We start from the raw sequence: 24,214 nt of genomic DNA, 5'->3' as shown, positions 1-24,214 counted from the left end.
ATGGTCCTATTTGCCCCTTACGGCTGATAGGACCATTTGCCGTTTTGGATTCGTTCCCCTTCAGCCTGCCTTCATCTTTGTTCGTTAAGATGTTGCCGTATCGACACAAGCGAAGCTGTTCGGCTCCCTCTTCGAGAAAGAGCGATGCTTTGCGCAAAAGGCAGGACGATGGAAATTACATCTCGCGGTCTTTGGACGCTGATCCATGGCATGGGCTTTGGTGCGCTGTTTCTTCTGGCGTGTTCCGCTGCCGTCTATCAGCTTTGGAGTATCTGTCGAAGCAACGGCACTACCAGCGACCAAACGGACGCTGTATTGAAGTGGTATCTGCTGGCTATGGCGTTGCTGGCGTGGCTCTCTGTTCTTAGCGGGACTTACATTGTCTATCCCTGGTACCGCGCCGTGGCACCGGCTGGGACGCATGATTTGGCGATGTATCCGCAGCTGTTGCTGAAGTCGAGCCCAACGACGATTGGCTGGCACACGCTTGGCATGGAGTGGAAAGAACATGTTGCGTGGCTAAGTCCGATTGCCATGACGATGGCGGCAGCCACGTTTTTTCACTACGGCAGCGATCTTAAAAACCAACGCTATCTACGCAGTGCTGTGTTGTGGTTCACCATTGTGGCGTTTGCTTCTGCAGCGGTGGCGGGCACGTGGGGCGCGATGATCAACAAATATGCGCCCACGGTTGGCGGGCGCGTCTATACGTTCTCGCAGGCGGAGGCAAAATGAACTCTGCTTCCGAGACACGTTCCTTGCCGAACGGTGCTGGTGCTGCAGCAACGTTGGCTGCGGGAGTTGGCGCTGCTGTGCTTGGTGTACTGACGCTTGCCGGTGACAAGAGTCCAGCTATCAAGAATGCGCTGATCTTCTACCGCCCTACCGGCGCGCTTTCCGGAGTGACCACGGTGACGATCGCGGTGTGGCTTGCGACGTGGCTGTTGCTGCATCGCCTGTGGGCGAAGAAGGATGTGAACGTCAGGAAGATTGTGGCCGTGGCGTTTGTATTGCTAGCCGCAAGCTTGTTGCTGACGTTCCCACCATTTCTTGATGCGTTGTAAGCGTTAGCGCTTTTCCAATTCGCGCTCAATTGCCTGGGTGATCACTGGTGCATCGGGCACTGTGTCTGGCGAGAAGCGAGCAACGGTGTTGCCTTCGCGGCTGATCAGGAACTTTTCAAAATTCCAGAGGAGTTCTGGTTCTTCATTCGGGTTCACACCGAACTTGACCAGACCATCCACCATGGCTTGCTTGCCTGGGCCCGATGAGCTTGGCTGCGCTTCGATCATGGCTGCATACAACGGATGCTTCGAAGGCCCCACGACGGTGATCTTCGAAAACATGGGGAAGTCCACGCCAAAGGTGCTGCGGCAGAACTGCTGGATGTCGTCGTTGGAACCCGGTTCCTGTCCGGCGAAGTCGTTCGCAGGAAAGCCGAGAACCTCAAAGCCGGCATCGTGATAGCGCTTGTAGGTTTTTTCCAGTGCATCGTACTGCGGCGTGAGGCCGCACTTTGAGGCAACGTTCACAATCAGCAGCACCTTGCCGCGATACTCGCCCAGCGTGGTGACGGTGCCATCCATGCGTGTGAGAGGTACGGAATATAGATCGAAAGCCATGGCATCCAGCATAAAGCCGGTACCAGCGAATCGTGGTTCCGGCTTGGAGAAACAATGAAAGATAAACGGCGGGCGACCTGGTCTTTTCAGACCGTTTCACCCGCCGCAAAAGAGATTCGTTGTTTAGATAGCAGCAGCCAGGGCGGTCTTCTGGCGGCGCTTCTTGTATGCAGCCAGATCGTCCTGCCACGAGCCCAACGCAATCGCCAGAGGAGATTCCTCTTCGCGAAGCGCCTGCTGCTGCAGATAGTTCACCTTTTTTCCGAACGCTGAAATGCCTTCAGCAGCACGCATGGCGGAGGTAGCGGCAGCCACTTCCTCAACCGATGCAGCCGTGTCGTCGTGATGGCAGACGTTGTCCGTCCAGCCTTCCGGACGGAATGACCGGGGAAGCTCGCTCTCGTGATACTCGATGCCGGAAGCGGCGAGCGACCGTGCGGTTGCCACGAGGGTTTCACGCTTGGTTGCCATCTTCTTCACGGCAGCGTCTCGCAGAGTTTCGGTCGCGAAGACCTCATGCTTCTGCAGGTGAATCAGCTTACGGTCGTAAAGATCAATTTCGCGGTGCAAATCACGAAGGTAGTACTTATCCTGCACAACAACGCGCATCCTGTGTGCTCCTGGCCCTAACGGCCCGATGAAATTTGTGTCTCCGAACATGCAGAGGAACCCGGAAGGTTCTGAGTGGGGGAGGGCAGTCCTCCTGCATGCACACAGTTGGTAAGATGCGCATTTCGTCGTACGCGTCAGTCGGTGTGAATTTTCTGTTGCAGACGCGAAGAGGGCGACCCGAAGGTCGCCCTCTTTCCATCAGAAACTCATAGAGTTAGACGGGCTGTACGTTCTCAGCCTGCCAGCCCTTCGGTCCCTTCACCACATTGAAGCTCACGCGCTGGCCTTCCTGCAGCGAGCGGAAACCCTGAGCCTGAATTGCGGTGTGGTGAACGAATACATCCTCGCCGTTGTCGCGCGAGATGAATCCAAAACCCTTAGCGTCGTTGAACCACTTCACATTACCCTGTTCCATTGCCTTGTCCCTGTCCTAATACTTCGTTGGTGTTTCGCTGAATCTCTCAATACAGGTTTTGCAAGTGCGTTTGGGCAGGGCGAGCAAAGAACCAAAACTGAGGGTCAAACGATTGCGAATAGCGTAGCACAAACCCCAGGAAATCATCGCGACTTTTTCCTGGTTCATTTCGTCTAAATACAATGACGCCTGATATTTGCACCATTCCTGTTGCAATTAAGGCATTCTCTGTTTTCAAAAACCTGGGATATTCACTACATGGTAAATGTTTTCCATCACATGTAAATCCCTCAGCCCCTCTTCGCCCGGCGTAATGGTATTTCGGTCTTCACGGACGGCAGCAGCTAACTCCTCTGCTTCCAGGCGGAACTCAGGAAAATCCAGTTCACGCACCTTGATTTCCATGGGGCGATTGTAGGCGGGGTTATGGACCTCACCCCGGATGCGATACGGTTCCTGCCAGCGGAATGCAGGGGCCATCAGCGCGGTGCCGAACTCCCCTGTGATCCGCGACGTGTCAGGGATATCGCGTTCGTAGGAAGAAACACAGACTGCGCGCGCGCCTGATGGGAATACGCTCGTCCAGCGCACCTCGCGCTCCATGCCGTTGGCATCGCATGTGGCGGAGGCATCTTCGACGGCGATGGGCTCTTCACCCAGCAGAAAACGGGCTGCGTTCAGTGGGTAAATCCCTACGTCCCAGAGAGATCCGCCTCCCGCGAGCGTGCCTTGATCGCGCCAGCCGGGCTTGAGCTCAAATCCAAATCCACTTTCGATACGCAACGATGATTGCGGTCCGAATGTGCCCTGCCTGATCAGTTCGCGCAGATGCTTGTGCGGCATGGTGTGCGGGCAGCGATACGCAATGCTGAGTCGTACACCTGCGTTCCGGCATGCAGCGATCATTGCTTCCGCGTCGGCAGCGGTGGAGGCCATTGGCTTCTCGCACAACACATGCTTCCCTGCTGCTGCGGCGCGTTCCGTGTATTCGCGATGGAGGCTGACGGGGAGTGCGAGATACACGGCGTCTATCGCTGGATTGTTGGCGATCTGGTCGAAATCGGCATAAGAATAGGTGGCCTCTGCACCATATTTCTTTGCGATGGCGCTGGCCTTCGCGGCGTCGCCGCTGACCACGGCCGATACACGGCAGGTGAGCGAACCGCGGAGTTCTTGCAGAAAAGGCTTGGCAATATGCCCAAGACCGACCACGGCAAAGCCGAATTTCCCTTCAGAAGCGGCTTTTGAGGAGCGAAAACGATCCAGCAGACCCATGCCCCTAGCCTATATGCGCCATCACCCGGATGTGGCAGCGTGTGACGCCATGATGCCAGTGTGTTTCGCAACGTTGCCCACGGAATTGGGTAAAATAAATGAAGTAGCGCACTGGAGCGGACAAATCGGCATCGGAGAATGCCATTTGCAGGTCGCGAAATGGAAGTCCCCGCTCAGGCACGACGCTTTACCAATTTCCGGACCGGAGCCCTTTCGCTTGAACCTTTCTTCTCGCACCAGCCGCACGCTTGCCGTTGCCTTGACCACACTCACCACACTTGGAATTGCCGCAGGCGCACGCGCTGTTCGCGCCGCGGAAGAAGTTCCAGTAAACCCCGTTGCCAAGCCGGCCACGGCAAAGCCCACACTGGCAGAGACCTTCCGCCTGAAGATGCACCATCTTCATACGGGCGAAGACATCGAAGTGGAATACAAGACCGATGGCGAGTATGACCAGAGCGGGATTGTGAAGCTGAACCATTTCCTTCGCGACCACCGCACGCAAGATACCGCCGACTACGATCCGCGCGAGTTTGATCTGCTGCATGCGCTGCTGGTGAAACTGGGCAAGCCGAACGCCACCATCGATATTGTTTGCGGCTACCGCACACCGTGGTCCAACAACTTTCTGCGTACGCGTTCCGCTTCAACCGGCGTGGCGGAGCATTCGCAACACATGCTCTCCAAGGCGATTGATATTCGTATTCCCGGCGTGAGCACGCTGGCACTGCGCAATGCTGCTCTTTCGCTTGGCATGGGCGGCGTGGGTTATTACCCCACGAGCCAGTTCGTCCATGTGGATGTGGGTCCGGTGCGCCAGTGGCAGTTTGGTGGACGCTCGCTGCAGACTGCTTCGCGCAAGGGTTCGCGTCGCAGCCGTCGCGCTTAACAACAGATCGCATTCACAAGAGTCTTACGGTGTGACGAATCCCTTTGCCAGCAGCGGCTTTAGCTGTGTCCATGACAACACTGTGTCTTCGGGATGATAGAGCCTTGGCGCGATGGTGTAGTCCGGGTAGCTGATGTGCAAGCCGTCCGCTTCGAGCGTCCAGTTCGTTACATCACTCAGTACGTCCTGTAACGCTTTCACCTGCGGGCCATCAATGTTCTCGTAAAGAAACTTTTCCTTCTTGTTTCTTGCGCTGAGATCCGCCCATGCCATCTCACCGATGCGGTGTTTCCACGATGCGTCGGCGAATACATCCTCTGCACGCAACGCTCGTTTTTGCTTTAACAGCCAGGTAAGCGTCTCAGATGTCTCGTAAGGATGCGCTGCGCCGTGGCCCATGCCAAAGGCCGTGATGACGGTGGTGACACGATCATGTTCCACGTTGCGCAAGACGCCTTTGATCTGCGAATCCGCACCCGCGGCCATTGTGTCGTCCCATGTTTTTGGCAGTGTCCGTTTTGTTCCGTTGATGAGTTCCTGCTGCTGTCCTGCGCCTGCAGTCTTCAGCATGTGTGCTTCGACGCCGGCGCTCCATGCAATCCACTCTTCTGCATCTGTGTCTGCCGCTGGCCATGTTGCCTGCAGTGTGCCGTAACCGGGATGCTCGCCTGCGGGCATGTTCGGATTGCCGCCTTCCGCGTCTGCTTCTGCTAGAAATTGAGTCCGCGTGAGAAATGCGACGCCATCACGGACACCGACTGCGCTACGCAATTGCTTGATGCGCGCGTCATACAGTGGCTTCAAACATGTTGCTGCGGTTGCTCTCGTCACGGCAGGTTCATTGACTCGGCACAATTGCTGCACATAGGCGAGCCACTGCACCTGGTCCACGCGCAATAAACCAACACTGTTGGAAGACAACCGTGAAAGGTCATTGCGATAGGAAACACCTATTGCCGAATCTGCAGCGCTCAACTTCGGATCGCTGCAGATGGCGCGCTCTACGGGTCGCTTTGCCTTCGCGCAATCAAAGCTGGCAGCGTGTGCCGTTGCACAATCGAATGCGCCGCACAGGAGCAGCGCTGTCCAGACGTTTCTTCGCATATGGTTTCAGATGCAAGTCTACGCAAAAACGAACACGCCGCCCTGATCATGAGGGCAGCGTGTTTCGTAAACTTCGAGTGCTGTTAGTAGCGACGACCGTAAGCGTCGTAACGCGCTTCATCCCTGTGGCGCTTTTCCTCGTTGGCGTGGCCCAGCAGAGCACCGCCACCTGCGCCCAGAGCACCGCCGATCAACGCACCCTTACCGCCGCCTGCCAGTGCGCCAATACCCGCGCCTGCACCGCCACCAATCAATGCACCCTTGCCGGTGCCGATACCGCTATGGCGTTTGTGCCAGTTGCCGTGGCTGTCGCGATAGTAATAACGCGAATCGTGATGTTGTGCATTTGCATTCTGCGACACCACCATAGGGGCCGCCATACCGAGCGCCATGGCGCCACCAAGAACCAAACCTGAAATCTTTTTTCCGAAAGTACTCATCGTCCCTTACCTCCTCGCCGCCATTCTTCGTGGGCAGCTCCGTATCTTTACCAACCCGATAGATGCGGAAGTGATTTCAGAGTTTTCCCGAAGTGACAAGTTCTTCGGAGATCGATGTTCATGCTGCGCAACCGTTTCGCTTTGTTGCGTCTTCATGCATCCCCGCATGCAGACATAGCATCGCGGGCCTCGAGTGATGTATGACTACACATGCAGAGAAAGGAAGGTTTGCGTGGCTCGCTTGATTCTTCGCATTGCGGCGTTGGCGCTGTTGATTGTGTGTGTGGTCGTGGGTGCGGATTGGATCGTATGGCGCATCCGTGCGGCTCGCGGCAATGGCATGGATGAAGTGACTGTCACGCAGGTAAGCGCAGCGGAGCTAAAGCGCAACAAGGAAGAGTATTACTTTGACGGCGATATCACGATCACGTGCGCGCGCAGTATCTTTCCTCCGCTCACGTCCAATGGATGGCTGCCACCATGTTGGTATCTCCGCAGGCATACCACGGTGGTGCAACACATTTAGTTCACTTAGTTCACCGTTATGGTGACGGCGCTTGAGGTGCTGGAAGCATACGTGGTGTCACCTTCATAGGTGGCCGTAATGGAGTCGCTTCCAGTGGGCAATGCCGTAGTTGTGAAGCTTGCTGTTCCGCTGGCCAACGTGCCAGAACCCAACAGCGTGGAGCCGTTGTAAAAATTAACGTTGCCCGAAGCTGCGGTGGGAGACACGGTTGCCGACATGGTCACTGAGCCTCCGGTTGCGATGCTACTTGCGGAAAGGCTAAGAGTCGTTGACGTAGCCGTAAGGCTGCTGCCGCTGGAGGTGATGGTGATGGTCTTGCTTGGCGATGTGCCCTGGTTATAAGACGACGAACCATCAAACATTGCGTATACCGTGTGGGTACCCACGGCCAACGTAGTTACCGCCAGAGTAGCGGTTCCGCTGCTGAGTGTTCCTGTTCCCAGATCTGTGCTGCCGTCATAGAAGTCGACGCTGCCTGCAGGAGTTCCCTGTGATTTCTGCGCTGCCGGGTCAGCAGCGGCCACAGTAGACGTGAGCGTGATGCTGGTGCCAGAGGTGGCGTTGGTCGCAGAAGGTGTCAACGTGACAGTGACACCGGTGCCAAAGAAAAACCCACTGCAGCCCGTGAGCGAAAAACAGCCCACAGTCACAGCCAGCGCCGCAGCGGCACGAATCCAGGATTGCAAATGCACCTCACCTGAGGCATTCGCAAAGAATAGTAGCCTCTTGCTCATTGGACGCGATCAACCTGCATTTTGGCTACTTTATGAAGCATGGGATCGGGCCTCATTACTTTTCTACATCCGGCGGAGGCGTGTTGCCGGCGTAATAGTTTCGACGCGCACGGATGTCGGCCTTGGGATATTCGGGGACGCTTACACGAATCTCATGCAGTCCGTCATCTGCACCTTTGGGGACTGGGAAACTTAACAGGTAGTAGTTGTGTACGCGATTGCTGAGCCGCGTGAGGCTTTCATCGAAGCCATTGCGATTGTGGAAGCCGAAGTAGTCTCCGCCTGATTGTGCTGTGAGCCACTTCACCGTGTTCTTCTTCATCGCCTGAACGGCCATGAGCAACAAACCAATAGGGCCAGAACCACCACGAAAGTGCGTCGTTTCCTCACGCAATTCATTCGTACCGGGTGAGTACGCCACCGCATCCACGACAGTGTTGCTGCGGCCAAGCTGGGCGATCAGATCTGCCTCTTTCACCGTCGAGCCGTGGTCGCGCTCTTCACCAATCAACAGCACTGCGTGGCGGTTGTGGCTGTCGCGATTCTCGAGAATGGAACTTGCGTAACTGACGGCATCGCGTGTGGCATTCTTGTCGTCTTCACATGGGCCCATCTTCTGCATGGCCGCATCGACCTTTGCGCTGGAGCGAGTGAAGGGTTGGATTAATTCCGGATGGCTTCCGTAGCGGACCAGTGCGACTTCACGCTTGCCGCCGCCGACAAGGTTTTCAAGTAGTTGCGGCAGTCCTTCCAGCTTTTCGTACTCCATGATGGCCATGCGCGAACACTGTACTGCCACGACAAGAGAGAGGCCTAATGAATCCGCATCTTCATCCAGCGTTACCGGCTGGTCCACTCCGTTGTCTGTGATGTGGAACTGATTCGCCTTCAGGCCGTAAATAATCTGCCCTTTGAGGCTGACCGTGGTGGGCACCAGCACGATCTTGGCGCTGGTCTGCAGTGTGTATGGCTGATCTGTCGGTGCTGGCGGCGTGGCCTGCTGTTGTGCATGCAGAACGCCACCAACCGCCACCAGAAGACCGCAAACCCATCCGCGCAAACTCATGTTGCTATTGTGACGGCGTTACACTCAGTTGGCGAGCCGTAAATTTCCATGCGACGGGGTTAGACATGTATCGGCACCTTGCAGCGATATTGCTGGCCGCCAGCATGTCCACCGCCCAGACACCCAGGAGCACCACCGCCTTGCACTATCCCACACCGCACACCGTTCCGCAGGTTGACGATTACTTTGGTACTAAGGTCAGCGACCCGTATCGCTGGATGGAAGATCTGGATTCGCCAGAGACAAAGACATGGGTTGATGCGGAGAACGAGGTCACCGCTGCTTACTTCAAACCGCTGACGTTTCGTGACGGCATTCACAAACGGATGATGGATCTGGCGAACTATGAGCGCTTCTCCATGCCGCAGAAGCGGGGCAGTCGTTACTTCTATTCGCGCAATAGCGGATTGCAGAATCAAGCAGTCGTCTACTGGACAGAGGGTTTGACCGGTGAGCCGCGCGAGTTGATTGATCCCAACACCTATCTTGCTGACGGCACGATGGCGATCAATTCGCTCTCCATCACGCATGATGGTCGGTTTGCGGCGATTGCGCTGAGTGAAGCGGGAAGTGATTGGCAGAAAATCATTGTCCGCGATGTGACGACAGGCAAGGACCTACCTGACGTGATCCAGTGGACAAAGTTTGGCGGTGCTGCATGGCTGCTGGATGGCAGTGGTTTCTATTACAGCGGCTACGATGCCCCACCCGATGGCGACGTACTGAAGGCTGCGAACTTCAGCATGAAGGTCTTCTTTCATAAGCTGGGAACGCCGCAGAAGAACGATCCCGTAATCTTCGAACGTCCGGATAACAAGGAGATCTATATCTTCGGTGGCGTTACGGATGATGGGAAATATCTGCTCATCACGCAGCAGCAAGGCACCAGTCCGAACAATGAACTCGCAGTGCTTGACCTGACCGATCCGCATGCGAAGGTGCAACGACTGATCTCAAACGCCGATGCGACTTACTCTCCGATTGGCAACGATGGATCGCACATTTGGTTGTACACGACGCTGAATGCAAGCAACGGCAAGGTGATTGCCATTGATTTGAAACAGCCGGAACGCGAGCACTGGACCACTGTTATTCCTGAAGCGAAGAGCAAGTTGGATAGCGTGTCGCTTGTGCATCGCACGTTGATTGCGGAATATCTGCAGGATGCTCACACGCAGGTGGAGTTGTTCGATGAAAAGGGCAAGCACGTGCACACGCTTGCTTTGCCGGGTGTTGGAACTGCAGCAGGATTCGGTGGCGAGCGTGATGACGAAGAGACTTTCTATAGCTTCGCGAATTTCACCACGCCGAATGTGATCTTCCGGCTTGACATGAAGACTCTGCAATCCAGTGTGTACCGCGAACCGAAGGTTGCGTTCGATCGCACGCAGTATGAGTCGAAGGAAGTGTTTGTTACTTCCAAAGACGGCACAAAGGTTCCTGTATTTCTGACTTATAAAAAAGGTCTGAAGCTGGATGGCAATAACCCCACGCTGTTGTATGCGTATGGTGGCTTCAATGTTTCCCTAACGCCTTACTTCTCTGCCACGCTGATTCCTTGGCTGGAACGTGGCGGTGTATATGCGCTGGCGTGCCTGCGTGGCGGGGGCGAATACGGCGAGGCATGGCACCAGGCGGGCATGAAGCTAAACAAACAGAATGTGTTTGATGACTTCATTGCAAGCGGGGAATGGCTCATCGCCAATAAGTACACTTCATCCAAGAAGCTTGCCATTCGAGGAGAATCGAACGGCGGACTATTGATGGGCGCGATGATTACGCAACGGCCCGATCTGTTTGGTGCAGTGGCAGCAGGCGTTGGTGTGATGGATATGCTGCGCTTCGATAAGTTCACTGTGGGCTGGGGATGGAAGGCCGACTATGGTTCTCCTAGTGAGAACGAAGCGGAGTTTCATGCGATCTATAAATACTCGCCGCTGCATAACCTGAAATCCGGGACGAAGTACCCATCCACGCTGATCTTCACGGCCGATCATGATGATCGCGTGTTTCCTGCACACAGCTTCAAGTTTGCAGCGCAGATGCAGAAGGATCAAGCCGGGCCCGCACCGGTACTCATTCGCATTGAGACACGAGCGGGGCATGGTGGCGGCATGCCTCTCTCAAAACGACTGGATGTTGAGGCAGACATTCAGGCATTCTTCCTGCGCGAGCTTGGCGTCGAGTAATCGCATTCGACGCCGAGTTCACGCAGTGCGAGCGACATTCATCAGTGCTTCTGCCTGAAGAATGTCGCCGTTATATGCCGAGCTTCGAAGGCTGTTGCGGTACACGATCACGCTGGCAATGGCACAAGGCAACATGACGATGGGCGCCAGGACTGGCATGTGCAGCCAGAAACTCAGCGCGATGGCTGCGCCTCCGACAGCGGCACCTCCAAAGATCAACAGCAGGTTCATCCAGCCTCCACCACCGCCGCTGCGACGTGCCTGACGCACGTCACGCAGAGTGACCTTGCCTGTTGGGACAAGCATCGGTCGCTTCAGTGAACGCTGATTTCCCAGCGTAAACGCGGCACAGGCGTAGGCCACCATCCACAGCGCAGTAAACACTAAAGGCGCGATGCCGATTCGATGCGTCACCAGCATCAACACGGCAGAGCCCAATAGGACCTGTGCGATGTAAAGCATTGCCGCAAACAGATTCTTGCCTAAGAGAATGGTGCGCAGCGGAACAGGTGCCAACAGATAGGTCTGCACTCCCGGTCCGTCTTGTCCAAATACATTTACAGATCGCAAAGACAGAGCGAGATAACCTGCTGCAATCGGCACGATCCATGTACCCAAAGGACCTCGCGCCAGTCGTAGGCCGAAGAACACGAGGTATAGCAGCGGTGAGAGAGACGCATAGATGGCAGCGCCACCGTGGCGCAGTTTGTCCCACTCGCAGGCCGCGATAGCACCCACCAGAGGTCCATCTCGTTGATCACTGCTCCTCTTGCGCGCTGCAATAGAATCCGACGCTGCCGCGCGAAACTCATGCGACTCTTCACCTCGAAACGAGCGATGCAGTCCCAGTAAGAGCACACCTGCCGTTGCGGCAGTCCATGCCGCCAACAGGAGCAAGGACATGTCGTTCGCCGGCTGCAAGGCTTTCGCGGCGAGATATCCGGGAGCTATGTGCAGCACATACGCAAACCATGGTGGCAGCGAGATCTTTTGCATCCATCCTGCGATCCGTTCGTGGTGCATGCGCAGAAGCTGTGGTCCGATGCTCAGCAACGACGAGAGGATGAGGACGATGTCCCGCGCGCGTCTGCTAGCAAGCATGCGACCGAGCCACAGAAATACAGCACGTGTCGTGAACAGATTCAGTGCGTAAAAAAGCAGCATCACAATAACGCTGCGTAACACGTTGCCACCGCCCGCAACGATGCCGACAAACATGCCCAGGCAGATCCATGAGCCGATGAGTGTGAGCCCTTCAAAGGCGCCTGCGGAAAGCCACAGAAGAACATACGTACGGAAGCGCAAAGGGAAACGGTAGAGTTCAGCTTCAGCACCTTGCGGCAATGAACCGCGAAACAGATTCATTAACTGCCAGCCGACAAACACCGTATGGAATACAGGTGAAAGTACCTGTCCACGCGACTGCATGAAGTACAGGACGAAGGCTGCGATAACGCCCAGCCCCACAGAAAACAACAGAACCAGTAGCCGCCCAGTAAGCCACAACACAAAGGAAACCTTGGCTTCGTCACGCGTCATGTTGCGGACGAAGAGACGCCACCGCATCTCAAACAAGGCTGCAAGCTGATCACGCTCGCGTGGCAGCGAGAGATCGTTCAGGCCAGCCATGACAGCTCCTGCATGTTTTCACGCTCGCCCACCACGCGCAGAAATATCTGTTCCAGCGTGAGACGCTCGCCTTCATGCGCCACGCCGGCCCGCAGTTCGTCGAGTGATCCCTGCGCTACCAGCGAACCTTTATCAATGATGGCGACGTGCGAACACAGCGCCTCCACAATCTCAAGCACATGTGTCGTCAGAAAGATGGTGACGCCGCGCTCCGTCATGCGTTGCAACATGCGTTTCAGCGTTCCTGCTGCGATGGCATCCACGCCTTCAAATGGCTCGTCGAGAAAGAGAATGCGCGGCGTATGAATGACCGCTGCGGCCAACGCCAGCTTTCGCTGCATCCCATGTGAATAGTCCGCCACCAGCTTGCGAGGCGCGGACGCAAGATCCATGAATTGCAACAGCTCTTGCGCGCGTTCTTCTGCCTGTCCACGTGTCAGGCCATACATACGGCCAACGAAACGCAGATACTCAAAACCGGTAAGACGGCCCATGAGCGCCATGCCCTCTGGAACCACGCCGATGAGCCGCTTCGCTTCCAATGAGTGTGACGCCATGTCCATCCCGGCGATCACCACTCTACCTTCTGAAGGAGCCAGAAGGCCGGTCAGCATCTTGATGGTGGTGGACTTCCCTGCACCGTTTGGGCCCAGAAAGCCGAAGAAGCGTCCCGCTTCCACAGAAAGGTTCACGTCGCGCACGGCAACCGTCTCGTCGAAACGACGAGTCAGTCCAAACGTCTGCACCGCAATGTCAGGCATGCGCCTGATGATAGCGATGAGCGGACCATTCGCACAGATTTTTCTGGCGATTTCAGTACGACAAATTACAACCTGGGCAAGGTCATGCCGCCGTCTAGAACGAGCGTCGCGCCGGGGGCGTATGGCAGGCTCCCGTTTGCCAGCATCGCGACGGCGGTGCCGATGTCATCTGGAGTGCCCCACCGCTTGTCCAACAGCAGATCGGTTTCCATCAGAGCGTCGTACTTGCCCTTAACGCCAGCGGTCATGTCCGTTGCAATGACGCCCGGCTGCACTTCGAAAACACCGATGCCGTACTGTGTGAGCCGTGATGCCCACAGCTTTGTGGCCATGGCGATGCCCGCTTTGCTGATGCAGTAGTCGCCGCGATTGATGCTGGCGACAAATGCAGAGACAGAACTCACGTTCAAAATCGTGCGCCGTTCCCGTTTGGCTTCCTGTAACTGCACCATCCACTTCGCGATGGCCTGCGTGAGGAAGTACGGTCCCTTGAGATTGGTGGAGATCAATTCATCAAAGCTGTCTTCTGTTGCTTCCAGAAGGTCGGCACGGACACGCGGGGCGATACCGGCATTGTTTACCAACACATCAATTCGCTTGAAACGGTCGTCCACGAAACGGACTAAAGCTTCACGCGCTGCCGCGCTGCTTACATCGGCAGCTGTGTATTCGATCACCTGCGAAGCGTCCGCGCGCGCTTCTTCCAATGCAATAATGGCATCCGCAACATCGCTCTTGTCGCGGCGTCCGGTGATCACGATATCGAATCCACTGGCTGCGAGTTTCTTCGCGATACCAAAGCCGATGCCGCGTCCGCCACCCGTTACCAGTGCGACGCGCCCCTTGTTTTCTGCTGGATTTGTCATCGCTTACTCCGCGTCGAAGAAGGTGTAGTACTTGCCCTGACCCAGGCGATGCAACAGCAGGCTCAGTTCCAGCATGTGATAGTCACCCCACATGCTCGATTCGCCTTGCGGGATTTTTGCGCCGGGCGGCGTGTAATCCCAGCCGTTGGGCCGGTGATAGATGCTGTGCAACAGGATGCCTTCGTGTGCAGCGCCAGTAGAGAGATATGGTTCCTGCAACAGCGCATCTGCAACTGCGAGGCCAGCCTGAAAGTATGCTTCGCCATCTTTGCCGAGCACGCGCCCTAAACGCAGCAGCCCTTGCGCCGCAATTGCGCTGGCAGAGGAATCCACGGGCTCGTAGTCATTGAATGGATCTGCAGGACGGCTCATCCAATCACCGAGCTTGTGCATCTGCGCTGCGCCAGTGTCCCAGTAGCAGATACCATCGCTTGCTGTTCCCTGCTGTATGTAGAAGTCGCAGGTGGCGCGCGCAGCCTTCTCCATCAATGCAAGTGCATCGGCTTTGTTTTCACCGATAGCAATGAAGTCGCTTTCGGGCAACGTCGCAAGAAACTCTAGCTCTTCCGCATAACCGAGCATGGCCCAAGCCAAGCCTCGCGTCCATGTGGTGAATGCAGAGTAGCCTTGCTGTGTGGATGGGCAACGGAAGGTTCCGCTCTTGGGGTTGAATACTGCTTCATGCACGGTACGTCCGCGCAGTTCCGGTGTGTCGTAACTATCGCGACCTTCGCCGTAATAAATATTGAAGCGTGAGGATGTCTTCGCGTGTGTGAGCAAACGCTCCAGCAGGGAGATGCTGCGATCCTGCTCACCGAGCAACGTATGTCCCAACGTGTGTGCCACGCCGCAGATGCGGACGGTGCGCATGGTGTCAATGAAGAGCGAGTGCGATCCATTGAATGAATGGATGAAACCTTCGCCTTCTGGAAGATCCGTCCAGCGCGCGGCCTGCACTGCTCCACTGCTCTTTAATGCAAGCTCGTAAAAGCTCATCTCCCATTCGTTCTGTGGGATGATGCCTTCCTGCATCAGGCGACGAAGCTGGCCATACGTGGATAGATTGTTGAAGCCATGATCGTGCACACCAATATGTGTGATGTGCTCTGCCATGTGCTGCAACGTATTTTCGCGGCCAATCTGCAACAGCTTCGGATCACGTGTGATGTCGTAGCAGAGGATGGCGTTGCCATATGCAAAGCCCTGCGTCCACTGTGTCCAGTTGCGACCCGCATACTCACCGGCGCGCGTCACGACAGGCGCGCCCATGCTTACCTGCCAGCGCGCAGCGATGCGCTTTGTCTTATCTGAAGCAAGCTTAAATAGCCGCGTGACTGCAGGAGCAAGTTCCTGCGGTGTTCTCTGACGTTCTACTTTCATCGTCGTGATCCTTCAGCTACACAAGTTTCGTAAATCGTTCCACCACGGTTGCCAGCACGTGGTCACCATCGCTATTCCATAGCGCCTGGTTGAAAATCTCAACTTCAATAGGACCGTTGTATCCTGCAGCTTCCACCGCCATGCGAAAGCCATGATTATCAATGGCGCCATCACCCATCATGCCGCGGCCCAGCAGCATGTCTGGCATGGGCACAATCCAATCGCACACATGGAAGCCGAAGATGCGTCCTGCGGCACGTTTGATTTGTTCGTACGCATATGGGTCCCACCAGAAGTGGAACGTATCCAGAATCAAACCGACTTCATCTGCAGAATACGGAGACGCCATTGCGAGCGACTGATCGATTGTGTTCAACACAGAGCGATCGCCCGCGTACATGGGATGCAGCGGTTCCAGACCAATTTTGACGCCGTGTTTGCGCGCATACGGAACGAGCTCTGCGAGACCATCGCTCACCATCTTGCGCGCATCTGCGATGGCGACCTGCGGTGATGCACCAACCACCATCACTAATGAGTCCGCTTGGAGCGCCGCTGCTTCATCGACAGCTCGAAAGTTGTCGATGGTGCGTTCGCGGCGTTCCTCTGTTGTGGGCGCTACAAACATGCCGCCGCGGCACACGCTGGATACATGCAGACCGGCATCACGCACATGCTTCACAGACGCATCAAGACCAGCCTCTGCGATCTTATGCCGCCACAGCGCGATGGAAGGAATGCCATGACGCACACATCCTTCCACCGCCTGTTGCACACTCCAGTTCTGCACCGTCGCCTGATTCAGGCTCAGTCTCTGCAGGTCTGCCATGGCTTATGCCTTCAGCACTTCTGCATCGTTGATCACGGGGACATCCAGCCAACGACGCTCTGCCCACGACTGCAGTCCAAGCTCTGCAAGCTGCACGCCGCGTGCGCCATCCACAAACGTGTGTGGGAAAGGCGTGTCGATCACGACGTGCTTCAGGAACATCTCCCACTGCACCTTGAACGCATTCTCGTACACGGTGTTGTCTGGCACTTCCTGCCAGTGCTCGCGGAACTGGAACGGATTTGGAAGATCAGGATTCCACGTGGGACGCGGCGTGTTCACACGGTGCTGTGTCTTGCAATCGCGCAGACCAGCAATCGCGCTGCCTTCTGTTCCGTCTACGTGCAGATTGAACAACTCATCGCGATAGACGCGTGTGGTCCACGACGAATTGATCTGCGCGAAGATGTCCCCTGCAAGTTCAAACGAACCATATGCGGCGTCATCTGCAGTTGCATCGTACGTCTTGCCATCTTCATCGACGCGCGTGGGGATATGCGTTTTGCCTGTGCAGGAGACGGACTCCACATTGCCGAAGGTGTGATCGAGCACGTAACGCCAGTGGCAGAACATATCTAGGATGATGCCGCCGTCGTCTTCCTTGCGATAGTTCCAGGATGGACGCTGCGCAGGCTGGCCGCCCCAATCGCCTTCAAACACCCAGTAGCCGAACTCGCCACGAACAGAAAGAATGCGGCCGAAGAAGCCCGAATCAATCAGACGCTTGAGCTTGCGAATGCCGGGCAGGAAGAGTTTGTCCTGAACAATGCCCTGCTTCACACCGGCCTGCGCTGCCTTTTTCGCGAGACGCAATGATGATTCCACACTGGTGGAGAGCGGCTTTTCGCAATACACATCCTTGCCTGCATCAATCGCTTGCGAGACAAACTGCTCGCGCAGTCCCGTAGTGCCAGCATCGAAGTAGACGGTGTCGTTCTTGTCGCCGAGCGCGCGCGCAAGATCGGTAGTGTAGCGCGTGAGGCCATGCGCATCTGCAATCTGCTTCAGCTTTGCTTCATTACGACCAACAAGAATGGGATCGGGCATGATCGTGTCGCCCTTGCCGATGGCCACACCACCCTGTTGCCGAATGGCAAGGATGGAGCGGATCAGATGCTGATTCAAACCCATGCGTCCGGTGACGCCGTTCATGATGATGCCTACGCGCTTCTCTGCCATGTGGTCCTCTTACAGTTGAATTTCGAATTAAGCCTGAGCGTGGTCAGGGCGTTTCACGATTGCATAAATTGCCAGCGAGCCAAGAACGGCTGCAGAAGCCATCACCTGCCAAGCGAGGTCGTAACTGTGGTGCGCATCATAGATGCGACCTGCGATGTATGGGCCTGCCCATTGACCGATCGAGTACGCGACGATGATCAATGCGAGCAGTTTGCCTAACGAAGCTAAGCCGAAACACTCTGCCGTCACCAGTGGAATCAGCATGTAATCCGCACCCATGGCAAAGCCGAAGAGGATGGCGAACACTGCTGCTGCGATGGGCTGCTTTGCAAGGAACAACAACGGAATGGCTGCTCCAAGGAGGAAGTAGAAGATGGCCATGATGTTCTTCTTGCGAAAGCGATCCGCGATGTAACCCACAATGACGCGGCCACCAAGGCTTGCTGCGAGCAGCAAAGACAGGAAACGCGATGCGGTTGCGGCGTCGTAACCAATGCTCTTCAAGAAGAGGATGAAGTGCTGGATTACCGCATTCATCGCACCAATCACCAACGATGAACCGATCACAATCAGCCAGAAGTTGCGATCGCGCAATGCTGCTCCGATGATGCCGAAGACAGAGTTGCTTGCGGCTGTGTGCCTTACCAGTGAACCGGGAGCTCCATCAGGATTTAGGCCCATTTCATGCGGCATGGAACGTGTAAGGAAGATGGCCACCGGGAAGAGCACTACGATGATGGACGCACCAACCGCGATGATGGAGTTGCGCCAACCATAATCGCGAATGAGCATGTTGATTACTGGCGGAGCGACAGTTCCACCAAGTCCCAGGCCGAGATACGCAAGGCCCATGGCGCGTCCGCGACGCTCGCGAAACCATTGCGCAATCAGCACCTGATTTGAGATGGGTCCAGCCAGCACATAACCAATAACTTCGAGAACACACAGCACCTGGTATTCCCAGAACTGATGCATGAAGCCCATCAAGATCAGCGATCCGCCTGTGAGCAATGCGCCTGCAAAGATGACCCAACGCGCACCGATCTTGTCGATGAGGATGCCCGTGACCAATCCAGTGGGAAGACCGATGGTGAGGAAGCCGAGAAAGAATCCTTGTGTGACCTGTGTGCGATTGAAGCCAAGCGCCGACACGAATGATGGATAGAAAACCGGAAAGCCGTAGAAGATGATGCCCACGGCAAAGAACAGGTTCAGGAAGGCGGCCACCACAATCCACCAGCCGTAAAAAATCTTCGATTCGCGCTCTGTGGCCACTCTGCTGCTCTCCCGGTTTTGAACCTTTGCGACCGCCGTGCAGCCGCGCAGAATTCGACATTGGCCATGAAAATTCGCTGTGGGGTGGAAGCGCTTCCAATCGGCGCTCCCATACTAGCCAAAAACCTGTAGGACAGGCTAGCCCTGCGAATTTTCTTTTTTCCGGCAGAATTCTAAGTTTCCAGCCGCCAGATGCCACAGTCCTCATAGCCCGTGGTGACGTACATGTCACCCGCATCGTGCTCGATGATTGCCTTATCTGCGACGCGATCTTCTCGCGAATGATGAATGCGACCGCGCCACAACTCACGAAAGCCCTTGTGATAGTCCCGCATCAGGTCACGCTGCTCATCATTGACGTACAGCAGATCCAATTCACCGGGGCGGTCTCGGAAGATGTTCTGCAGCCGGTCAAGCAAGCGATCCATCAACACCATGTCAAAGGGATTGAACAGGAACAGCAGGCATGGACCAGCCGGCATGCGGAGCCGCATAACATCTGCTTCTTCCAACCGCATCGGCGGTGTGTCATTGGCCGACTGCCATATCTCTATGTTGCTGCGAGCCGCAGCCGCAAGCGCAGGATGCAATTCCACACCAACGATGCGGCGAAACGGCATCTCCGATGCCAGCAACATTGCACGGCCCTTGCCTGCGCCTATGTCGATGAATGCAGTTTGCTCTACTGGATGCTGCGCGAACGTCTGCCAGCGCGTCATGAGTTTTCGAAACAACGACGGCGCCACGCCGTGATACGCGGTGATGTGGCGGTCATGCGCGTGGCCTGTTTCCAGATCTTCTCCGGGGATCAGATTGCCCGTATCAGTGCCATGAATCAGATCAAAGGGATGACGTGGTGTGGGGCCTTTGCGGCGTTTGCGTTTTACGGGAATCATTCTTGGCGAGTGTAGCAATCCGAAGATTGCTCATGGCGCACCGTGCGGTGTGCCAATGTGATTGATGCTCTAACCCCAGCAGCTTCCACGCGGACGCGGGGTGAGGGTTTCTGTGCATGCGATCTTGCAGCGGAGAAAGTCTGGGATGCCAAGCTCGCAGCACCCTGTCGAACGATGGCGTTGAACCAAGCCGTCTTGGCTTTGGCGGATCCCACACCTTCATCGCTCCCTAAGAAATGTCCGCCGAATGGTGTGTGCAGCCCGGAACGAAAAATTTCCTGCAACCTAACCATCTAGTAGGTAGTCTTATTAAGCATGAAGGGTGAAACTGCAGATCGTATCCTCTCTACCGCTCGCGAACTCATGACGGAGCGTGGCTATTCCGCATTCAGCTATGCGGATATTGCTGATGCCATTGGGATTACGAAGGCAAGCATTCACTTCCATTACCCCACCAAGGCTGTACTTGCCATTGCCGTGTTGCGAGCACACCGCCAGGGGCTGGCCAAGGCAATGGAGATGCTGGACACGAAATTTTCAGATCCCGCGCTGCGCTTGCAGAGCTACGTGAAGTATTGGGAAGGCTGCATTCGCGACGGGTCCATCCCTTTCTGTGTAGCAGCCCTGCTGGCTGCAGAACTGCCGTCGCTGCCGGACGAAGTACAAGCGGAGGTTCGTCTCCATTTCCAAGACCTATCTGCCTGGATACAACGGACGATGGCAGCGGGTGCGCAACAAGGAACCATCCGACTCGAATCTTCAGCCGAATCGGAAGCTCAGTTGTTCATGGCGGCCGTCCACGGCGCCATGCTTTCCGCACGAGTATCGGGTAATTGCGAGGTTTTCCAACTTGCCACCGATGCTGCTCTAAAGCGCATTACTCCTTAAAATTCAGTGCGATGCCTGCTTTCCCGCGCATCGCTCTCGGTTCTTCAATTAACCAACTAGTAGATTGAAAGGATTCTCACCATGCAATCAAGAACCTCTACCCTTCGCAACCTGTATTTCGCACGCACCTTTGTCCAGATTGTCTGGGCAGTACTCGTGATCAAAGGCGCCTTCTGTCCTGGGGTTACGGCCGCGCTGCTTGTTCTGTATCCGCTCTGGGATGTTGCCTGCACTTTGTTTGACCTGCAGTCGGCTTCAGAAGGCCGCATGATTTTGCAGGCAAACGTAGCTTTGGGAGTGCTTACGGCGATCTCCATCGGGGTAACAAACGGTTCGCACCCGACGTACGCCATTGCATCCTTCGGTGTGTGGGCGCTTGCGGCGGGTCTGTTGCAACTTGCCGTTGGACTTGCGCGACGGAAACAGCTTGGCGGCCAGTGGGCGATGATCCTTAGCGGAGCACAGTCGACCGCGGCAGGTGTGGCATTCACACTGGGTGGCCTGAGCGGTAAGCTGCATGCGAAAGATCTTGGTGGCTACGCTGTCTTTGGTGCGGTTTACTTCCTCATCACAGCATTGTTGTTGCAACGCAAGCTCCATCAACAGCCTGTGGAATCGGTGTAAGAAATTGGCGACAAGCAAAAAGGCATCCGGCGAACCGGATGCCTTTCTTGTTTCTTGCAGCAGAAGAATTACTCTTCTGTTGCGGTCTCTTCCGCGGCGACAACAGCATTCGCGCCGGGGACGTAGTTCGGGTCGTCGCTCTTGACGGTGACCTTCACGTGGGCCGAAACCTCACGGTAGATCTTCACCGGCACGTGGAACTCGCCGATCTGCTTCAGCGGCTCTTCCAGGTGCACCTTGCGGCGGTCGATCTCGTAACCCTGCTTTGCAAGCTCAGCAGCAATGTCAGCCGAGGTGACGGAACCGAACAGAACGTCGTTCGCGCCAACCTTGCGCTCGAACGTGAGTTCGACAGCGTTCAGCTTCTCTGCCTGCTCCTGCGCAACAGCCTTGTCCTTGGCTGCCTTGCGAGCTGCGGATTCCTGCATCTGCTTGATGACTGCCTTGTTTGCATTGGTGGCTTCAATTGCCAGGTGCTGCGGCAGCAGATAGTTGCGGCCGTAGCCGTTTGCAACCTTAACGACGTCGCCACGGTGACCGAGGCTTTCGACGTCTTCCTTCAGAATGACTTCCATGTTCTTTCTCCTTGCGGACGCGACGTGCGCTGTCCGGTGGAGCGCGACTTACTCGTTAAGTCACGCTGAGTAAGTTCGACTTAGTACTTCGCAGCAAACGGCAGCAGGGCGATGTTACGCGACTGCTTGATGGCCTGCGAGAGCTGGCGCTGGTGCGTGGTGCAGACACCGGTCAGACGACGCGGCGTGATCTTACCGCGCTCCGCTACGAAGCCCTGAAGCAGGCGAACGTCGCGGTAGCTGATGTTGTCGATCTTTTCCACGCAGAACTTGCAAACCTTCTTGCGGCGGAAGAACTTGCGGCCGCCAGGGCCGCCCGCCGGACGGGGAGGACGCGATCCACCCTGCGCCGGAGCGGAGGAAGTCGGGGTGCTAGGGGTGCTGGTTTCGTCAGCCATTGTTGCCAATCCTTTCATCGGGTTCGGCGGCGTCATGCTCCGGGATTGCATTGAATCCCATGGTCATACGGAAGCAGATCGTCGCAGGTACTTAACCAAACTTCTAAGTTCCGTTATCGGAACCAGAAACTTAACAGGCCAACTTAGACAGCGGCAGCCTCAGCTTCAGCCGGAGCTTCCGCTGCAACTGGTGCTTCTACTGCGGCAGCAGCGGCGTTAGCGGCGGCGGCAGCAGCAGCCTGCTGGTCGGAAACCTTCACGCGGCTATCGCGGTGGGCCTTGATCTTGGCAAGACGCTTGTTCTCTTCGTCAGTGCGAACGGTGATGAACTTGATCACCTGTTCCGTCACGCGGAGACGACGCTCGAGCTCAGCTACCAGAGGACCATCAGCCGAAACGTGCATCAGCACGTACTGGCCGTCCTGGAACTTACGAACGATGTAAGCCAGACGACGACGTCCCAGCTTCTCGGTCTGCGAAACTTCGCCGCCACCGTTGGTTACAACGGCGGTGAAGCCTTCGATCAACTTGTCCAGATCCGCCTCTTCGAGGTCGGGGCGAACGATGTACATCACTTCATACGTACGGTTCATTTTGCTTCTCTTTCTGCGGAGTAAACTCCGCACCTTCGCAACGGAAGGTATGGAAAGTAAGTAGTGCAGGCTCTTAGTTACGAATAACTAAGACTTACAACTGTCTTTCTGGTTAAAGCGATTCATCGCCGCTGCGATGCCCTCTCCAACCACCATCTCGACTGCCCGTGCTGCGCAATCAAGTACTTCATCCATCACCGCGAGTTCTGTCTTACGCATGGGAGTAAGTAAGTAGTCCTTACCTCCTGCCTTGATCTCGCGGCCATCCGACAGGGCAGGTTTCCCCACACCAATCCGGATGCGAATCCAATCTTCTGTCCCAAGCACACCGGTGATGCTTTTTACACCGTTGTGCCCGTTGCTGCTGCCGTTTGGCCGCAACCGAAGCTCGCCCAGCGGAAAGGCCAGTTCGTCATACAACACGATCAGGTCTTTTGCCGGGTCCAGCTCGTATTCCTTCACCAGCGGAGCGACTGCAAGGCCACTCAGATTCATGAAGGTTTCCGGCTTTATCAGCAGGCACTCTTCTCCAGCGATGATTGCCTTGCCGGTAAGTGCCTTACTGCGCCGGTTCACCACCATCGCACCGCGATCTTCTGCGATGCGATCGATGGCGAGAAATCCTGCATTGTGCGGCGTGAAAGCATACTCCGGGCCAGGATTCCCAAGTCCCACAATCAGCTTCACGGTCGCATTGCTCCAGTCCTGGTTTGTGAGTCTCAGTCTTAGTAACTAAGACCACAAACTAAGACTCGAAACTACTTCTTTGCCGGTTCTGCGGCAGCCTTGGTTGCACCCTTCGTCACTTCCGGCTCTGCAGCAGGAGTGGGCTCAGCCGGTGCAACTTCCTTGATGATCGTTACGTGCGCAACCATCGTCTCTTCCGGAACCAGGAACTTGTACTTGCCAGCGTGCGGCAGGTCCGACACGTGGATGGAGCCGTGCAGTTCCAGACCGGAAACGTCCACGTCGATGTGCGACGGGATATCGCCCGGGAGGCACTCCAGTTCCACTTCGCGGAGCAGCTGATCCAGGATGCCGCCGCTGTTCTTCACGCCCGTCGGTACGCCTTCCAGCATGACCGGAACGCTAACGCGCATGGCCTTGTCCATTGCAATACGCTTCAGGTCAACGTGCAGCAGCTTGCCCTTGATGGGCTCATACTGCCAATCCACGATCATGGCCTTAGCGGCAGCGCCGCCTTCGATGTCCAGGTCGAAGATGGTGTTGTGGCCAGCTTCAGAGTGCAGGATCTTCGTGATGACCTTGGGGTCCAGTGCAACTGCCACCGAGTCCAGTCCCGCACCGTACACAACGGCGGGAATCTGACCGGCCACGCGCACGCGACGCGCTGCATTCTTGTTGAACTTGCCTGAGCGGAGTGTTGCCTTTACTGCTTCTGTGTTTGCCATGTTTTCCTTTCGGGCCGCGCTGTCTTCCAGCTAATCC

The 24,214-nt window shown here is 56.1% G+C and carries 28 protein-coding genes; 7 read left to right on the top strand and 21 right to left on the bottom strand.

Features of this window, described 5'->3' with window-relative positions; genetic code table 11:
• Positions 1-168: 168 nt before the first annotated feature.
• Positions 169-735 carry a hypothetical protein gene (locus BLT38_RS19410; protein WP_083346659.1) on the top strand — a complete coding sequence of 189 codons (567 nt, stop codon included), beginning with the start codon at positions 169-171 and terminating at the stop codon, positions 733-735.
• A complete protein-coding gene (locus tag BLT38_RS19405; protein WP_083346658.1) occupies positions 732-1,064 on the top strand; it encodes a hypothetical protein in 333 nt (110 codons plus the stop codon). Before BLT38_RS19410 ends, BLT38_RS19405 begins: the two co-directional genes overlap by 4 nt.
• A 3-nt stretch (positions 1,065-1,067) precedes the next feature.
• Here BLT38_RS19405 and BLT38_RS19400 read toward each other — a convergent pair whose 3' ends face one another.
• From BLT38_RS19400 to BLT38_RS19385, 4 genes are all read right to left on the bottom strand, one after another.
• Complete coding sequence (locus BLT38_RS19400) at positions 1,068-1,622, bottom strand: glutathione peroxidase (protein ID WP_083347214.1); 555 nt, start codon at positions 1,620-1,622, stop codon at positions 1,068-1,070.
• Between the two features lie 123 nt (positions 1,623-1,745).
• Positions 1,746-2,231: a hypothetical protein gene (locus BLT38_RS19395; protein WP_083346657.1), complete on the bottom strand. Its 486-nt coding sequence runs from the start codon at positions 2,229-2,231 to the stop codon at positions 1,746-1,748.
• A gap of 217 nt (positions 2,232-2,448) precedes the next feature.
• Positions 2,449-2,649 (bottom strand): cold-shock protein, encoded by a 201-nt coding sequence (locus BLT38_RS19390; RefSeq protein WP_047490646.1) that lies wholly within the window; start codon positions 2,647-2,649, stop codon positions 2,449-2,451.
• A 234-nt stretch (positions 2,650-2,883) separates the two neighbouring features.
• On the bottom strand, positions 2,884-3,924 hold the full coding sequence (locus tag BLT38_RS19385) for a Gfo/Idh/MocA family protein (protein WP_083346656.1): 1,041 nt from the start codon (positions 3,922-3,924) through the stop codon (positions 2,884-2,886).
• A gap of 217 nt (positions 3,925-4,141) precedes the next feature.
• Between BLT38_RS19385 and BLT38_RS19380 the strand changes: the two genes are divergently transcribed.
• On the top strand, positions 4,142-4,813 hold the full coding sequence (locus tag BLT38_RS19380; protein ID WP_231966632.1) for a DUF882 domain-containing protein: 672 nt from the start codon (positions 4,142-4,144) through the stop codon (positions 4,811-4,813).
• Positions 4,814-4,837: 24 nt separating this feature from the next.
• Here the strand turns inward: BLT38_RS19380 and BLT38_RS19375 are convergent, their stop codons facing one another.
• On the bottom strand, positions 4,838-5,917 hold the full coding sequence (locus BLT38_RS19375; protein WP_083346655.1) for a DUF3298 domain-containing protein: 1,080 nt from the start codon (positions 5,915-5,917) through the stop codon (positions 4,838-4,840).
• A gap of 83 nt (positions 5,918-6,000) precedes the next feature.
• Positions 6,001-6,357, bottom strand: a complete 357-nt coding sequence (locus BLT38_RS19370; RefSeq protein WP_083346654.1) for a glycine zipper domain-containing protein — start codon at positions 6,355-6,357, stop codon at positions 6,001-6,003.
• Between the two features lie 232 nt (positions 6,358-6,589).
• Here BLT38_RS19370 and BLT38_RS19365 point away from each other — a divergent pair, with 232 nt between their 5' ends.
• Positions 6,590-6,883: a hypothetical protein gene (locus BLT38_RS19365; protein ID WP_083346653.1), complete on the top strand. Its 294-nt coding sequence runs from the start codon at positions 6,590-6,592 to the stop codon at positions 6,881-6,883.
• Positions 6,884-6,888: 5 nt separating this feature from the next.
• Here the strand turns inward: BLT38_RS19365 and BLT38_RS19360 are convergent, their stop codons facing one another.
• Entirely contained in the window at positions 6,889-7,617 is a 729-nt protein-coding gene (locus BLT38_RS19360; protein WP_083346652.1) for an Ig-like domain-containing protein, read from the bottom strand.
• 55 nt (positions 7,618-7,672) lie between these two features.
• The gene (locus BLT38_RS19355) at positions 7,673-8,683 is read right to left on the bottom strand and encodes a VWA domain-containing protein (RefSeq protein WP_083346651.1); all 1,011 of its coding nucleotides are present in this window, start codon (positions 8,681-8,683) and stop codon (positions 7,673-7,675) included.
• 65 nt (positions 8,684-8,748) lie between these two features.
• Between BLT38_RS19355 and BLT38_RS19350 the strand changes: the two genes are divergently transcribed.
• A complete protein-coding gene (locus tag BLT38_RS19350; protein ID WP_231966631.1) occupies positions 8,749-10,872 on the top strand; it encodes a prolyl oligopeptidase family serine peptidase in 2,124 nt (707 codons plus the stop codon).
• An 18-nt stretch (positions 10,873-10,890) separates the two neighbouring features.
• Here BLT38_RS19350 and BLT38_RS19345 read toward each other — a convergent pair whose 3' ends face one another.
• From BLT38_RS19345 to BLT38_RS19310, 8 genes are all read right to left on the bottom strand, one after another.
• On the bottom strand, positions 10,891-12,501 hold the full coding sequence (locus BLT38_RS19345) for a hypothetical protein (protein ID WP_083346650.1): 1,611 nt from the start codon (positions 12,499-12,501) through the stop codon (positions 10,891-10,893).
• Positions 12,489-13,262 carry an ABC transporter ATP-binding protein gene (locus tag BLT38_RS19340; RefSeq protein ID WP_083346649.1) on the bottom strand — a complete coding sequence of 258 codons (774 nt, stop codon included), beginning with the start codon at positions 13,260-13,262 and terminating at the stop codon, positions 12,489-12,491. Before BLT38_RS19340 ends, BLT38_RS19345 begins: the two co-directional genes overlap by 13 nt.
• Before the next feature lie 65 nt (positions 13,263-13,327).
• Positions 13,328-14,128 carry a 3-ketoacyl-ACP reductase gene (locus tag BLT38_RS19335; RefSeq protein ID WP_083346648.1) on the bottom strand — a complete coding sequence of 267 codons (801 nt, stop codon included), beginning with the start codon at positions 14,126-14,128 and terminating at the stop codon, positions 13,328-13,330.
• Positions 14,129-14,131: 3 nt separating this feature from the next.
• On the bottom strand, positions 14,132-15,508 hold the full coding sequence (locus BLT38_RS19330) for a glycoside hydrolase family 88 protein (protein ID WP_083346647.1): 1,377 nt from the start codon (positions 15,506-15,508) through the stop codon (positions 14,132-14,134).
• A gap of 16 nt (positions 15,509-15,524) precedes the next feature.
• Positions 15,525-16,337, bottom strand: a complete 813-nt coding sequence (locus BLT38_RS19325) for a sugar phosphate isomerase/epimerase family protein (RefSeq protein ID WP_083346646.1) — start codon at positions 16,335-16,337, stop codon at positions 15,525-15,527.
• A gap of 3 nt (positions 16,338-16,340) precedes the next feature.
• On the bottom strand, positions 16,341-17,516 hold the full coding sequence (locus BLT38_RS19320; protein WP_047490685.1) for a Gfo/Idh/MocA family protein: 1,176 nt from the start codon (positions 17,514-17,516) through the stop codon (positions 16,341-16,343).
• Positions 17,517-17,543: 27 nt separating this feature from the next.
• The gene (locus tag BLT38_RS19315; protein ID WP_083346645.1) at positions 17,544-18,791 is read right to left on the bottom strand and encodes an MFS transporter; all 1,248 of its coding nucleotides are present in this window, start codon (positions 18,789-18,791) and stop codon (positions 17,544-17,546) included.
• 173 nt (positions 18,792-18,964) lie between these two features.
• The gene (locus BLT38_RS19310; protein ID WP_083346644.1) at positions 18,965-19,687 is read right to left on the bottom strand and encodes a class I SAM-dependent methyltransferase; all 723 of its coding nucleotides are present in this window, start codon (positions 19,685-19,687) and stop codon (positions 18,965-18,967) included.
• A 315-nt stretch (positions 19,688-20,002) separates the two neighbouring features.
• Between BLT38_RS19310 and BLT38_RS19305 the strand changes: the two genes are divergently transcribed.
• Both BLT38_RS19305 and BLT38_RS19300 read left to right on the top strand, forming a co-directional pair.
• Positions 20,003-20,575 (top strand): TetR/AcrR family transcriptional regulator, encoded by a 573-nt coding sequence (locus BLT38_RS19305; RefSeq protein WP_083346643.1) that lies wholly within the window; start codon positions 20,003-20,005, stop codon positions 20,573-20,575.
• Between the two features lie 81 nt (positions 20,576-20,656).
• Positions 20,657-21,199 (top strand): hypothetical protein, encoded by a 543-nt coding sequence (locus BLT38_RS19300; protein WP_083346642.1) that lies wholly within the window; start codon positions 20,657-20,659, stop codon positions 21,197-21,199.
• 68 nt (positions 21,200-21,267) lie between these two features.
• Here BLT38_RS19300 and rplI read toward each other — a convergent pair whose 3' ends face one another.
• From rplI to BLT38_RS19275, 5 genes are all read right to left on the bottom strand, one after another.
• Positions 21,268-21,774, bottom strand: a complete 507-nt coding sequence (gene rplI / locus BLT38_RS19295) for a 50S ribosomal protein L9 (protein WP_083346641.1) — start codon at positions 21,772-21,774, stop codon at positions 21,268-21,270.
• A gap of 80 nt (positions 21,775-21,854) precedes the next feature.
• Positions 21,855-22,172 carry a 30S ribosomal protein S18 gene (gene rpsR / locus BLT38_RS19290; RefSeq protein WP_047494348.1) on the bottom strand — a complete coding sequence of 106 codons (318 nt, stop codon included), beginning with the start codon at positions 22,170-22,172 and terminating at the stop codon, positions 21,855-21,857.
• Between the two features lie 143 nt (positions 22,173-22,315).
• Positions 22,316-22,765 (bottom strand): 30S ribosomal protein S6, encoded by a 450-nt coding sequence (rpsF, locus tag BLT38_RS19285; protein ID WP_083346640.1) that lies wholly within the window; start codon positions 22,763-22,765, stop codon positions 22,316-22,318.
• A gap of 87 nt (positions 22,766-22,852) precedes the next feature.
• Entirely contained in the window at positions 22,853-23,452 is a 600-nt protein-coding gene (gene pth / locus BLT38_RS19280; RefSeq protein ID WP_083346639.1) for an aminoacyl-tRNA hydrolase, read from the bottom strand.
• Between the two features lie 71 nt (positions 23,453-23,523).
• A complete protein-coding gene (locus tag BLT38_RS19275) occupies positions 23,524-24,177 on the bottom strand; it encodes a 50S ribosomal protein L25 (protein ID WP_083346638.1) in 654 nt (217 codons plus the stop codon).
• Positions 24,178-24,214 lie beyond the last annotated feature (37 nt).

It is taken from the genome of Terriglobus roseus (assembly GCF_900102185.1).
Taxonomy (GTDB): domain Bacteria; phylum Acidobacteriota; class Terriglobia; order Terriglobales; family Acidobacteriaceae; genus Terriglobus; species Terriglobus roseus_A.
This window is presented reverse-complemented; position numbering and strand designations above follow the sequence as displayed.